This window comes from Nitrospira sp. ND1 (assembly GCF_900170025.1).
In the GTDB taxonomy this organism is placed as follows: Bacteria; Nitrospirota; Nitrospiria; order Nitrospirales; family Nitrospiraceae; genus Nitrospira_A.
In genome coordinates this window covers 3,450,303-3,463,908 of record NZ_FWEX01000006.1, presented here as the reverse complement: position 1 = coordinate 3,463,908, position 13,606 = coordinate 3,450,303, and the positions used below count along the sequence as shown (strand labels likewise).

At 53.3% G+C, this 13,606-nt stretch carries 13 protein-coding genes and 1 pseudogene; 1 reads left to right on the top strand and 13 read right to left on the bottom strand.

Annotation, left to right across the window (positions count from 1 at the left end; genetic code table 11):
• Window positions 1-242 (top strand): annotated as a pseudogene (locus NSND_RS20785) (integrase core domain-containing protein); the annotation flags it as partial.
• A gap of 369 nt (window positions 243-611) precedes the next feature.
• On the opposite strand, the gene NSND_RS20780 reads toward NSND_RS20785, so the two are convergent.
• The 13 genes from NSND_RS20780 to NSND_RS20725 all read right to left on the bottom strand — a co-directional run bounded on the left by NSND_RS20780 (window position 612) and on the right by NSND_RS20725 (window position 13,603).
• On the bottom strand, window positions 612-1,835 hold the full coding sequence (locus NSND_RS20780) for a glycosyltransferase family 2 protein (RefSeq protein ID WP_080880813.1): 1,224 nt from the start codon (window positions 1,833-1,835) through the stop codon (window positions 612-614).
• Between the two features lie 4 nt (window positions 1,836-1,839).
• A complete protein-coding gene (locus NSND_RS20775) occupies window positions 1,840-3,036 on the bottom strand; it encodes a glycosyltransferase family 4 protein (RefSeq protein WP_159450929.1) in 1,197 nt (398 codons plus the stop codon).
• A gap of 68 nt (window positions 3,037-3,104) precedes the next feature.
• Entirely contained in the window at window positions 3,105-4,214 is a 1,110-nt protein-coding gene (locus tag NSND_RS20770) for a glycosyltransferase family 4 protein (protein WP_080880811.1), read from the bottom strand.
• A gap of 89 nt (window positions 4,215-4,303) precedes the next feature.
• On the bottom strand, window positions 4,304-5,578 hold the full coding sequence (locus NSND_RS20765; protein ID WP_159450928.1) for an O-antigen ligase family protein: 1,275 nt from the start codon (window positions 5,576-5,578) through the stop codon (window positions 4,304-4,306).
• Window positions 5,579-5,725: 147 nt separating this feature from the next.
• Window positions 5,726-6,472, bottom strand: a complete 747-nt coding sequence (locus tag NSND_RS20760; protein ID WP_080880809.1) for a class I SAM-dependent methyltransferase — start codon at window positions 6,470-6,472, stop codon at window positions 5,726-5,728.
• Between the two features lie 65 nt (window positions 6,473-6,537).
• The gene (locus tag NSND_RS20755) at window positions 6,538-7,080 is read right to left on the bottom strand and encodes a low molecular weight protein-tyrosine-phosphatase (RefSeq protein WP_159450927.1); all 543 of its coding nucleotides are present in this window, start codon (window positions 7,078-7,080) and stop codon (window positions 6,538-6,540) included.
• Window positions 7,081-7,134: 54 nt separating this feature from the next.
• Window positions 7,135-8,322: a carboxylate--amine ligase gene (locus tag NSND_RS20750; RefSeq protein WP_080880807.1), complete on the bottom strand. Its 1,188-nt coding sequence runs from the start codon at window positions 8,320-8,322 to the stop codon at window positions 7,135-7,137.
• A gap of 51 nt (window positions 8,323-8,373) precedes the next feature.
• Window positions 8,374-9,321, bottom strand: a complete 948-nt coding sequence (locus tag NSND_RS20745) for a polysaccharide deacetylase family protein (RefSeq protein ID WP_159450926.1) — start codon at window positions 9,319-9,321, stop codon at window positions 8,374-8,376.
• Between the two features lie 133 nt (window positions 9,322-9,454).
• The gene (locus NSND_RS21545; protein ID WP_013249386.1) at window positions 9,455-9,607 is read right to left on the bottom strand and encodes a DUF5989 family protein; all 153 of its coding nucleotides are present in this window, start codon (window positions 9,605-9,607) and stop codon (window positions 9,455-9,457) included.
• Between the two features lie 16 nt (window positions 9,608-9,623).
• Complete coding sequence (locus NSND_RS20740) at window positions 9,624-10,019, bottom strand: SxtJ family membrane protein (protein WP_080880805.1); 396 nt, start codon at window positions 10,017-10,019, stop codon at window positions 9,624-9,626.
• Between the two features lie 63 nt (window positions 10,020-10,082).
• The gene (locus tag NSND_RS20735) at window positions 10,083-11,222 is read right to left on the bottom strand and encodes a glycosyltransferase family 2 protein (RefSeq protein WP_080880804.1); all 1,140 of its coding nucleotides are present in this window, start codon (window positions 11,220-11,222) and stop codon (window positions 10,083-10,085) included.
• 60 nt (window positions 11,223-11,282) lie between these two features.
• Complete coding sequence (locus NSND_RS20730; protein ID WP_159450925.1) at window positions 11,283-12,560, bottom strand: DegT/DnrJ/EryC1/StrS family aminotransferase; 1,278 nt, start codon at window positions 12,558-12,560, stop codon at window positions 11,283-11,285.
• Window positions 12,557-13,603: a FemAB family XrtA/PEP-CTERM system-associated protein gene (locus tag NSND_RS20725; protein WP_200810570.1), complete on the bottom strand. Its 1,047-nt coding sequence runs from the start codon at window positions 13,601-13,603 to the stop codon at window positions 12,557-12,559. The genes NSND_RS20730 and NSND_RS20725 overlap by 4 nt, the downstream gene beginning before the upstream one ends.
• Window positions 13,604-13,606 lie beyond the last annotated feature (3 nt).

Sequence of the window (13,606 nt, the reverse complement as noted above, 5' to 3'; positions counted from 1 at the left end):
ATTCAGATCAGCATGGACGGAAAGGCTGTTGGCGGGATAACGTGTTCGTGGAACGACTCTGGAAAAGTCTCAAATACGAGGAGGTCTATGTGCACGCGTACGACACCGTCAGTGCGGCCCACCAGGGCGTGGAGCGCTATCTGACGTTCTACAATCAGACCAGACCGCATCAGGCACTTGACGGCCAGACGCCTGACCAGGTGTACTATGACAATCTGACGACACGGCTCACGGCCGCGTAGTCAGCGACCCGCCAGGCGCCACTTAAGGAATGGCCTAGGCTGTCCAACCAACCGGAGCCACCTCTGACAGGGAAGCCTACAGATCCTCGTAATCCGCCAAGAACGAAGCCGTTTGATGTTCAGGGTCGACAGACCGGATGACAGCGCCTGACAAACGCATGCTCTCCAAAGCCAGGGCGGAATCAGCGACACCTGGGTGTTCGGATCCCAAGCGACTACGCTCAATGCCCACTAACTTGAAGCCGGAGAAGTTCGAAGAAGAATAGGATGTTGAAAGTTCGCTGAAAGACCGTGGCACTGAAGCATTGGGACGAACCAGAGAGCGACCCGTGTTAAAAAGCACCTGAAAGAACGCCAGCCTCACCAGCGTTACGTACCAGGAGTGTTGCGCCGAGTTGCAGAATCTCGGAACGTTCGACCCCAGCCCTTTCGACCGAATCCGAGGAAGCCTAATATCTCGATTGAGAGCCGCCACGGAAGAAACACCGCGATATAGGGAATTCCAGCTAACGTTTTTAACGGGGACTGCGTATGCATCGCGCCCAAAAGGAAGTACCCCCCCAATGATCCAAGCACTGCCAGCGACCACGGAAGAAGAAATCCCCATGCTGGCTCCTGACTCAGGAAGAGGCTGCAGACAAGGGCGAAGAGGGTCATGGAGGCCTGGCTCGAATAGTTTGGAGCGGCCAAGGTCACAGCCCCGTCAATAAGATTCACTTTCCCGCGTGCCAATCCTTGCAAGAAAAGACGGCGTGCCCCGTTTGTCATGACCGCATACTTACCGGTCGCCCATCGCAATCTCTGGCGTGAAGCCTGCTTGAGCCCTTTAGACTCCCTGGCAAAGACACGAGCCAAGGGGTTGAAATGAATCACGACGTCATTTAGCAGCAGTGAAACCGAAAACTCCCAATCTTCCGCTACCGAGAACGCCGACCACCCATGCTGATCCACAACGGATCGACTCAAGCACATCCCCGTTCCGCTCAACATTGCGGAACAGCCGATTGCCTCCTTTCCTCCATAAAACAGGAAGTTTCGCAGGACACTCGTGACCGCAATCACACGGGTAAACGGAGTTTCCCATGGATTGGAGAGGTAATTGTACCCCTGCTGGACTTCATGTCCTTTTGCAAGAGCATCGTCAAAGGCCTCTAACAACCGGGAATCTGCAAGACAGTCTGCGTCAACGATGACGAGCGCATCGAATACCACACCTTCCTTCCGTAACACCTGCATCGCCCAGGACATGGCCGCACCCTTTCCACCAGGCCCTTCATTGCGTTCCAGACACTGAGCACCACCCGCCCGCGCGACCCTTGCCGTATCGTCAGCACAGCGATCCGCAATCACCACGATATGAACCAGGTCCTTGGGATATTGGAGGGCGGCCAGACTCTGCAGAGTCTCCGGCAACCCATCTTCTTCATTGTGGGCAGGAATTAGAATCAGGAAACGAGTCGTGCGGGCTCTTCTTTGGTCGGATGGAGAAGTCTTATATAAAATCGCGAGAATCGCATGGCCTAATTGGTAGAGAGAGAAAAACGATATCACACCCAACACAATGAGGCAGATGATACCAAATAGATTTGTCATGATGTCAGCTTACCGGGTTGCTGTTTGAAACAACATTGCCTAATACCTTCTTATACAATCCTACTGTTTTTTCGGCCATAGTACGCGCATTGAACTCCTCCTCTACACGGGTTCGCCCGGCCTTACCAATACGCGCCGCCATAGACTTGTCCTCGACTAATTGTTGAATAAACTTTGCCAGCGACAACGCATCTGCCGGCTCTGCCAGCAAGCCCGTTTCTCCATGGGTGATTACCTCCGGGATTCCACCCACGCGAGTCGCCACAACAGGCTGCCTCAGGGCCAGTGCCTCAAGCAACACCATGGGAATGCCTTCATGTAGCGATGGCAAGACAAACACGTCCATCATGTTGATGAAATCATAGGCCGGCGAGTGGTGGCCCGCGAATATTACGGATTTCTCCAAACCCAGTCGTGCAATCTCCGACTCAAGTTGTCCGCGCAGGGGGCCATCTCCAACCACTAGTAGCATCACATTGCGATTCGCCCCACGCAAGATTCGTAGCGCCTCCAGCAATACAGCATGGCCTTTTACCGGAACAAGCCGCCCTACGGTTCCGATCAGGGTGACCATTTCGTCTAAGCGCCATTCTCTGCGTTTCTGGAGCCTCGGAGTACTTACCTGCACAGCGTCCAAATCAATACCATTGTGGATGCGTACCACATGATTCGGGCCATAGATCTCGACCAACTGCTTTTCGATATCCGATGATACGGCAACCACCCTATCGATGAGCAGCCGGCTCACAAACCTGTCGAGCATCGTATAGAAAAGCATTCTCAGGTTTCTCAATCCGCTGAAGGGTTCAGGCATTCCATGCACGACCCTGACTGTGTGAGGTACCCCCACATATCGCGCGACGGCGGCGCCAAGAATGGAATCTTTGTATTTGTGGGTATGCACAATATCAGGTCGAATGTGTCGAAAGGTCTTGGCCAGTCGTTTCGCTATCGCAATAGGGGTATGATGCGCCTCAGGAATGACTGAGACTGAAAGCGGGAGCTTACGAAGTTCCTCAGCCAGTCTGCCCTCATTGAACAGAATCACAGACCATTCAAATTCGTCCGACCTTACCAGGTAGGTCATAAGTGCTAACAGCTGGACTTCCGCTCCGGCCCATAAATCGCCCATCGCTACATGACAGACCTTCACACGGGGGCCTTGCCTCGTTGTCTGTTGCGTGCCGGCTTCCGTCATCATGACGCCCATTCTTTCTCATTAGAAGCGACATCCCTGTAATACATTCGCTCACCAGCTCTCAGGTCGTGCTATGGATTCGACCGCAGACATTTATCGTAGAGCGATTGATATGCATGCACCATGGTCTGCAAGCTGAATTGCCCTTCGGCGCGACGTTTGCCTCTCGCTGCAAACTGGGCCGCCTGTTCCTTATTAGTCAACAACGTTACCAACTGGTCCGCTAAGGTCTGACTATCACGCGGCGGGACAAGAAAGCCCGTCTCACCGTCGAGCACGATTTCAGGATTCCCGCCGACCCGGGTAGCAATCACAGGCTTTCCTGCCATCATCGCCTCTAAGATTGCCATCGAAAGTCCCTCAGATAACGAGGGAAGAACGAAAACATCCAGCAAAGCAAGAATTGTCGAGATATCCTGCCGCAAGCCGAGAAAATGTACTCGCTCGTCCAGGCCAAGCCGGTGGACTTGATCCTTCAACTCTTTTTCAAGCTGCCCCCTCCCGGCAAAGATGAAGGAGGTATTGGGACATTTTTTCAGAACTGCGGGGATCCCCTCGATCAGATATTGATGTCCCTTCACGGGATACAAATTCCCCACGACACCAACAATCTGATCCCCATGAGGTAAGCGCAACTCTTTTCTGCACGCATCAACCTCAGCCTGTCTTGGAGGCATTGGCACATCCACACCGTTATAGAGAACTGTAATCCGCTCCGGACAAGCCCCCACGTTCTCCACAATAAACTGCTTCAAATCCTCTGAAACCGCCACCATAGTCGCTTGCCGACTGACCCATCTATACGCAAGGCGACGCCTGCATTTTTCCCAGAAGTAGTGTTTTCCGTGGACGGTCGCGACCAGGGGAATCCCGCAAATGGCCGCGACGAACGCCCCCTGCACATTTGCATCAAACTCGTGCGCGTGAATCAGGTCGACATGCTCCTCATCCAGCAGCCGTCTAAATCGAAGTGCCCAGCGCCAGTCTGTCATCCCGCACGTGGGAATAATATGAGTACGAACTCCACGACTTTCGCTTCGTTCTTGTATCCATCCCTGACGAAACAAACAGAGGACGGCCCGATATCGCGCAGGATCAAGGGAAGTAGCCAGGTTGCTGATGACTCGCTCGGCTCCACCGGGCCCACTACTGGTCGAAAGAAACAGAATTGTTTGAATCATTTTTACGGGATACCCTGCATGCTCTGCTCATCGAAGACGCACAGAGGGGACAACCCAGCCTCTTCGGATCGCCTCGCACAGCCCGACGATCAGTGCCGTAATCTTACAGGTCTTGGCCGATCCCAAAGAGACACTTTCGGCGTAAAAGTTGGGGCGGCACTAGTGCCAGGCTGGCTGACAGTATACGCCTGAGTTGAATTTCGAAGGGCCACGGCCAGCCCCATCAGGATCCAAAAGGTTGGGTAATAGAGAGTGGAGATGAAGGCGCTGGTCGTGAGATACCCTATCATGCCGCCTAAAATCGCGTTCCCGAATAGGATGGCTCGTGCCACTTGAGGGTCCTTTGCCTCTTCCTTGCCGTTCCGTCCAGCCATACCACGAGCCGCAACAGGCAAGAACTGACTCACCCTGGTATCTCGATAGTTGAGATAGACCATCGTGCCGAAAATAATCACTCCGACAAGTCCGAGTTCGGGCAGCAGTGTAAAGTAGAGGGAATGCGCCTGGCGGCCAGCCAATGATTTGGTTTGCCAAGTGCGCCCTCCCATGTACTCACCGATTGTCCACGGGAAGTTTCCCTGACCGATCCCGAAAATAGGATTAGCAGTAAATATCTCCCACCCGATGCCCCAGGTGAACATCCGCTGCCCTGCCGTACCGGTTTCCATAGTATTATCATCGGTGATGGAACTGATGCGATCCCAATATTCCTGTGGCGCAGCGACGAGGACAAGGCCAACAAGGCAGATGCCCAGGAGCAGCGACATGACCTTTCTGGGTGAGTACAGCCAGCAATAGGTTCCTAACGCAAGCAAACCAAGAAATGCACCTCGCGAAGATGTCGCGACCACGGACATGACAAAGAGGCCCAACAACACCATATAGAGCAACTTCGACCGCTGGTTTGTTGCCGCTTGGTACATGAAGAATGCGACCGGAACTGCCACATTCATTTCCATCCCGAAATCATTTTCGTCTCCTAGCCACCCACCAACTCCTTGCCCATGATGCAAGATTCCATTTATGCCAAGAACGGCATGCACGCCTAGCCACATGAATATCAGCTTCTGCATTCGGCTGGTGGTATTCACGAAGGTGACAATTCCCAAATAGAAAAAAAAGTATAACGTCATCTCTTTGAACGTCATGAACGCCCAAAAGTTGTTGTTAGCAAACGGAACCCACATCGCCATGAAAACGAGGAGTCCCATCCAAAGCTTTGTTTGCAGGTTAGAAAAAGTCGCTCTGCCGGAAACCAAGACCGCAATAAGAACGGACACGTCTAACAAGGTTGGAATCGGGATCGCTTTGAGCGGAGGGAGTACGTCCTGCGGCCGTCCAAACTCAAAGAGCATTGCCAACATGACGAGATAGAATCCGACATTGGACTCCTTCGGAACTGGCAAAGCTCGAACCGTAGCCCCAAATCGAGGTCCACCGGCCATCTGTTGATTGGAATGTATCATTGAGCAGAGGTCTCGATCACAGCACTGGAAACTGTCCCTGCCACGTTATGCCGCTTTTCTCAGTGCCACAATCATATTTGTTCGGAGGTTCCGGAAAGGCTGGGTCATGAGCAACCGTATCCACAACAATTCCAAGGCCGCCAGTGGCGGAAGCATGGCAAAGATGGCATCCGTGGCAAGCAAATCAAGCTGCAGAACCTCGAAGCCATTCGCTTGAGCAAGCGCCCTGACTTGAGCCTCGGTATTCGCCTTGTAGTGCGTAGGGAAAACATCATGCTCCGCGCGACCCTCTAGCAGGTAAATAAGCTTGCCCTTGAGCCACTCAGGCACGACCTTGGATAAGATAACCCCATAGCCGAATGCGTTCGGGGTGTGAAACAAGAACACGCCTTTCGACTTAAGGATGCGCCCAATCTCCCTAAACTGTTCGTCTGGATTGTCAAGATGCTCGACCACCATATTTGCGGTTACCAGGTCGAACGCTTCGTTTCTAAAGGGTAACTTGGTGACATCGCCGCGCAGTTTTTTGGCGATGTTGGGATGCGCTTTGAGAGACGGAAGATCATAGTCGATGCCAAATATCGCCTTACAGGTTTTTACCAGCTGGCGCTCTTCATTCGCTCGCCAGCTGGGAAGGATGGAGTGTCCACATCCTATCTCCACCCATTCAACTGATGGCGCCACATACCGTTTCAGCGATTCCTCGTACGAGTACTGGGAATATCTCAGCTTCGGCACAATGGCGCCCCGCAGCGTCCAATAGATGTTGAACAGTCTTGTTCGCAAACTCATGTCGATGCCGGGCCTCCCTTGATCCTTGCCATCTGCACTCGCGTTTCGATCAAATCAATTCAATCCTATGCTTGCTTGCCCGGGGGCAACATCTGCATCACCAATACATCACAGGCCTGCTTAATCATCGAGAAGCAGGTCTGAAAATCTTCCAGTGTTCCACTGTAGGGGTCAGCAACCTCTCGCACTGACTGATCGTAAAACTGGCGAAGCAAAAACACCTTCTGCTTGGCCTGAGGGTATAGCTTGAGCACGCGGCGTCGCTGCCGCCACTCCATGACCACGATCATATCCGCCCGTTCAACTTGCTCCTTGTGCAGCTGTTGCGTGGCATGCTGGCTCAGCAAGAGTCCACACTGCGTCCCGACGAGTTGCGCCAGCGGATGCGCCGTCTTTCCATACGAAGTTTCAAGCCCGGCCGACTCGACCGTAATGGGCAACCCATGCTTTTCAACCTGATGCTTGAGATAGGCCTCGACTAACGGGCTGCGACAAATATTGCCTTTACAGACCACCAAGATGGTACGCAGGGGATTCGGAAAGACCTGGCTATGTACCAGGCTCCGATAGCGCCAGTGATCTAACGCTCCGTTCACGGCCCTTTTCATCGAACGGGCCACTCCCCGCATGGAAACAGAATCAACCTGAGGCATCACCACTCCCTATGCCAGTTTGAGATACCGCATGATCTCGAACCGGCTTGGGCCGAGATCATCAAGTCGTTCAACTTCATAAAACGTATTTCGTTCAAAAAACCGGCAGAAAGACATGAGCGCTTGAAGTCTGGAGGGGGCGCCGGGCGGAAGATTCAACGCACGATCACTTTTCTTGATGCGCATTGCCAATTGATCCAGATCACCCAGCAGCCACCGGGACTTGACTCCGACTCGATATCCATTTTCAGGTATCGTCTCGCACACTCCCATTGCCATATTGAGTAAGTGAAGGGGAAAATTGACGCCCGCATCCACAGCCAGCTGGAGCGATCCCCAAAACCGCCCATTAATTTCCATCAGCAAGGGGCGCCGCGTGGCGGCATCGACTTTGAATTCTACCATGGCCACACCATGCCACTTCACACGCTGTAACAATTTCAGGGTAGCGTCAACCATGGCTTTGGGCAAGGCAATACTCTCGCGCAACACGCTCACTCCTCCGGATGGAGGTCGCTCTCGAAGTCGCCGGTGAGCAAACATCCCCAATGGTGTCCCTTCCTGCATCAACACAAACAGGCCCTGGCCTTCACCGATCACACGCTGCTGAATCAATGACGGTTGTTGCAAGTACGGCCTCTCGCGGTAGAGTCGCAGAAGCTCCTCAGGAGACTCGGCATAACACACACTCGTTTTCGTCCATCGCCTGCCGTCTTTCACCAATGAACAGCCTGGCTTCACCACCACGGGAAAATCAACAATTCCCTGTACGACCCGTTCGACCCGACCATCAGGAACAAAAATGGTATCGGGGATTGCTACCCCCTCAGTAATAGCCTGTTGCATCAATCGATACTTATCGGAAATTTCTTGAAACGCCTGGGGACTGGGGGCCGGAAAATGGGTATATCTTTCGAATTGAGCCTTCTCTGGTCCGAGGACATGCATGGCAATATCGGACAACGGAATTAAGGCATCGACTCGATGGGTTCGCACGGCTTCCATCAATGTGCCGATAAAACGTTCGGGTTCTTGATATGGAGACGGATAGACAATACCCTGTCGGCAATAACGCGAAGAACCTGCAAGGGATCGTTGGGACTCTGCTCCGACAATCACCTCAACTTCTTGACGTCCGAGCGCTCTGGTGACCGCAAGTGCCGCCCGCTCATTTCCGTCGGTAATCAATACTTTCACAAGTATTCCCACTCCAAAGCGATTCCCCTTATATCCATTTCCATTGTTGGCTTACGCTGAGCCGGGCTGGGGACCGAACAATCGGAAAGAAAAAAGCGGGATGGTATCGGATATGTCGTTATGAATCCCTACCCGACGAATAGCATATCCATTTTCCGGCCCTCTTCCTTCGAGACCCATTCGCACGGATACTGCTGCCTCATACCCACTGGCTTTCACCAGCCCCTCAATGGACGCGTCGCTGTTCCCATTCGGGTAACAGAAGACCGGGACATAGTTGATGCCTTGATCAACAAGAACCTGCCGTGACCTCAGAAGCTCTTCCGAAACCTCGTCCGATGTAATGGTCGTCATAATACGATGCGTGCAGGAGTGGGAACCGAACGACACTCCTTCCCTAGACATTTCACGCACCTCATCCCAGTTTACAATCACCCGATCAAGCGGCAAGGTTACGTCTAGCGCTGAGGCCAATGTATGGACCAGTTTGCGAATACGGTCGATCGGGAGATGCTTACAGCGCTCGATGATTTCGTCCGCCGCCCGTTGATGGTCAGCCATCGTCGGAATCACACACGACATGTCGCCGTCCAGACAACCGGACAACACTTCCTCGACCGCTTTTGTCGCCTCACCACGTTGTTTCCGGTCCGCAATCGCTTGCCACAAGAAGGCCATCTGATCAGGCCAAAACCACTCGTTCCTTCCTACGTAGTCAGTGGGAAGGAAAATCGTCGCAGGCATACGCAACTGCTTCAAAACTGGATACGCATGGCGATAGTTGTCCAACCAGCCGTCATCGAAGGTAATCACGCAATACCGCGCCTGGGCACTCCACTCGCCCCGTTGCCACAGATCCAGGAGTTCCTGGAGCGACAGCACCGTAAAATTACGCCTTACAAAAGACATCTGTTCAGCAAATACAGTATCAAGCACATACATTCCTGGCTGAACCGGATACCGGGCAACTTCACTCTTCGTCAGCACGCGGTGATACATGAGCACAAAAACCTTCCCGCGATGTCGCCATCGGTAGATTGATGACGCGTGGAAGGTCCATGCTGCCGCCGCGCGAATTGATCTTTTTAACCGTCCCACCGAGAAGTTCATCTCAACAGCTGAGTCCTCGAAATTAGAACAACGTGTAGATAAACGGAGCCACCGCAGATCCTTGCGTCAGCACGATCAAGCTGCCCAATAGCACGAGCATCACAATAATCGGCAACAGCCAGAATTTTTTCCGTTCTTTCATAAAGGCCCACAGCTCTGTTAGGAACTCGCCCATAGTGCCCTCCGTTTGCTTAAAATTGCCTGGTCATGTGGTTGCGTGGCCTGGCCTGCCGCACGACTCGATAACTTTCGGCATCTCGGCTCAGCGCTCTTCGCATCGAGTCCCAACCAAACATCCGCATGATCACCCCCATAGGGGTGATGAGACCAAAATACAGAATCCCTAAAATGATCCTGGTATTGATCCATCCCATCACGTGGCCGACTTTCATCCACGCTTTGAAAAGAGGCGCAAGAACGGTCGGCGCGGCTAATCCCAATGGAACTAACAGTGACCCCGGCACGATGGCCCACAGACGAATCCCCTCACCATAACGAATCATGGGCCAGACGCCGATCAGAAAAAAAATACCACCGACCATCAACCCAAAGTTGCGCAATTCTTTCTTTCCAACCATCGTATCCATTCAGTACCTCACTGTAACTATGTTTTCATACGCGACCGTGCCGATCCATCTGCCCACCCTCGCTCAACGTTTGGACGGTTCCCAGCGAAACACCCGGTCTCCCCGAAAATACCGCATCCAGGCATCAATAATGGACAGGTTGACAAGAACAAAAAACGAAGGCAATCGAAACACATTGCTCTTTGGCATCCAGGCACATGTGGTATACACCGCCGCGATAGCATAAAACGCAATATGTCCCAGCAGTAGAATCCGGTACGGCAGAGAATCTATTGCCAACACGATATTGGAAACCAGCGCACCGATCATCGCAAATGGTACCAACCATCGGCACAACTTGTGGCTGAACAGCTGCCAGGCAAAGATGCCGTACCGAAACGGATTGAGCATGGGTAGGCTGCGCATCAACACCGCGATTCCCCTTAAGACGGTTCTGACTTTCCGTTGATACTCCTTCTTCTCATCCGTCAAGTTTTTATAGTAGCCGACACTCGCCGGATCCGACACACCGCGTAGCCCGGCCTTCATTGAATTCAGCAATGTATTAAAATCGCTTTGCAGATCATCCGCCCAGGGACTGCACACGCTTCTTCGCGCAGCGAAAAACGACCCACTCAGCCCCACCAGCGTATTGACTCTGGTCTCTAATCGGCGCAGCAGCATCTCATATTTGACATACGCGCCTTCCCCGCTGAGATTGCCCTGCGCATCTACAAACTGGTCCACACTACTGACACAGCCGACCGTGGGATCATTGAACGACTTCACAATATTGGCAATGCCATGAGAAGGCAAAGTCGTCGCGACGTCCGAGAACACCAGTATTTCTCCATTCGTCTGGCTGACCGCCAACTTTTGGGCCGCTTCTTTCCCTCTTCGTTCCTGAGCGCGCACAAGGCGCACACCCGAGGGCGCATACGATCGCACAATGTCGTCGGTTCGATCCGATGAGCAATCAGAGGCTACAACTATTTCGAGCCGCTCACGGGGATACTGCTGCTGAAGACTATTCTCGATCTTCTCTGTGATGCGCGCCTCTTCATTGTAGGCCGTGATTACGAACGAGACCATCGGCTGAATATCGCCGACCAGGACAGGTCGATTTCTGAAACAGGATAGGACTACCAAAGCAAGCAAGTAGCCCGCATAGGCATAGAACATGAAAACCAATGAACTCCAGAATATCCACTCCACAAGCCACATGATTCAGCTCTCTACCGTTTTAACAACCTGCCGTCGCTCAAACCAAAATCGCCCGATCACCTAAATATTTCGAGGCAGCTCAGGGGCATGACGCTGCCCGTTCGGAATATCAGGCCGCCGAATCGTCGCTGCGCCATCAACCCGCTGAGCCGCTTGAATAACACTGCAAATTCGAACGAGGTCGGAGTCAGACACCAATTCATGGGTTGGGAGCGTAACAAGCCGCTCAGCGATCATAGTCGACTGCGGCACATTCTGAGATGAGAGCGTGTCACGGAGTTCAGCGATGTACTGAAGGGATGACGGGTACAGGGGACTGATTCCCAGCCCCTGATCGGCGGAGGTCCGACAGACCGCGTCTTTTTCCTGCTTCGATCGCATCAACACAGGTAGTCGCAGATACACTGACTGTGCTCGTCCTGACGGCTTGATAGTCTGCACCTTCGAGAGCGCCAGCGATCGGAGCATCTGCTCTGAATGCCCTACCCGACTTGCGGTCGAATTGGCGAGCCGCCGTTTCCAACGACGCAACAAGCCGGCACGTATCGGATCCAGACGAGCGACTGGAAAATCCGTGTAGAACTTTGTCTCTCCCAACTTTAAAAACGGAAGCCCAACCGGCAGCCAATAGAGGGACGGGTTAATCAAGACCTTCGTGAGTGCCACCTCGAGCCAATTCCTGAGCATGTCCACCAGCGAGACCTCGGGAAGCTGCGCATATTCACGCGCCAAGGCTTTACCAATCCGATCATCATTCGTAAGAATGGCGCCCCCCGAACCGCACGTTATATTCTTCCCTCTCCCAAAACTCAGGAACGAGACGTCACCCATCGCCCCGAACGGCACTCCATTGCATTCACCACCAAAAGCCTGCGCCACATCTTCCACGACAAAAATGCCTCGCTGACGACACAGGTCGACGATCCTGGAGACGTCAACGCCAATCCCCAGCAAATGGGTCACCACCACGGATAACACGCTCGAATCGGACACCTTCGAGAATTGCGCAAAGTCGAACTCCAACGACAGCGGATCCAGATCACACAGCGCCACCGACATCCGAGCACGAACCACGGCCGACGGCACGGAAAAGCATGTGTATCCTGGAAGGACGACCTTGCTGCGCCCAGACAGACTATGCAGCGCCCGGAGAATGAGGCTAAGGGCGGCCTTTCCCGATGACACAAACCAGACATGTTTCACGCCGAAGTGCTGACGGAATTCATCCTGTAGCCGCTCCACCGTCACCTTCGGGCGCACAAGTCCCAGCAGCCCCTGCAAGAGGTCTTGCCATTCGATAGGCGCAGCTGACGGAGGAAGCGTTCGCTGAACTTTCATGGAAGATGCTTCACAATGTGAGGGCCTATAAGATTCGCGACCGACACAGGTAATTTCTGCCATAAACCAATTGCCAGAGCATATTTTGGATTCTGCGGATTGAGCTGGGGAACCGCACGCCCGTCTTTCATCCAATAGTACCAATACAGCTGGTGTGGCTGAGCTCCCCATTGCTCTTTGAATCGATACGTTCCGCTGTCGGGACTCGAACGCCCAAAATCAAACACCTGAAATCCTTGCTGACAGGCGAATTCCAACACCGTGCCGTAGAGCAACATGTTGGGAGACAGCTTGTTAAAACGCTTGTCGGATGCGGCCCACGGAATCTCCAGCGAAGAACGGAACCCATATAGAAAGCCTGCGGCAACTGGTGTCTCGCCGTGAGAAACAATGCAGATGCGCGTCTCCTTGGGAAACACCTCGAGAATTTTTGCAAAAAATCCTTTCCCATAAACCGGTGTTCCTAAATCGCGCATGCATCGGGAAAAGACTGTGTAAAACTCATCAAGACACTCATTCCCACCTACGCGCGCCGTCATCCCCTCTTTTTGAGCCCGCCGAACCTGGCTTCGCAATTTGGAGGGAAATCCTTTGACCAACTGCTCATAGGAGCTCGGCAACGGAAGTCGCATGGACACTTTTCGTTCGGTGGCCACCCAAGACGTGACCAGCATCGCCTGGTGTCGGAGTTCGATATGATCCGCGTTCAGCTCCCGCGCATGCTCAACAGCGCGTGCCTCCAGCAAGCGATATGCTTCCGCTGAACTCGCAACCACCCCGCCGTAATTTACGAACGGCAGGCTTACCAGGAAGCGTCCAAACCCTCGGCTTGCCAGAAGAACCAGCGGCAGAACCCCCTGCACTACACCATCCTGCCCCTGCACCTTCAGATAGTATGTGGGATGCCCAAAAGCCTCTTCAATCACCCGCCGCCAGCCGGCCTGATGATACCCCGTCGCGATAGAAGAACCTAGCACATAGCTTTCCCATGCGAGGATTTCGGCATCGGTTCGGCCGAGGATTGAGGCGTCCATCGTACTCATAAC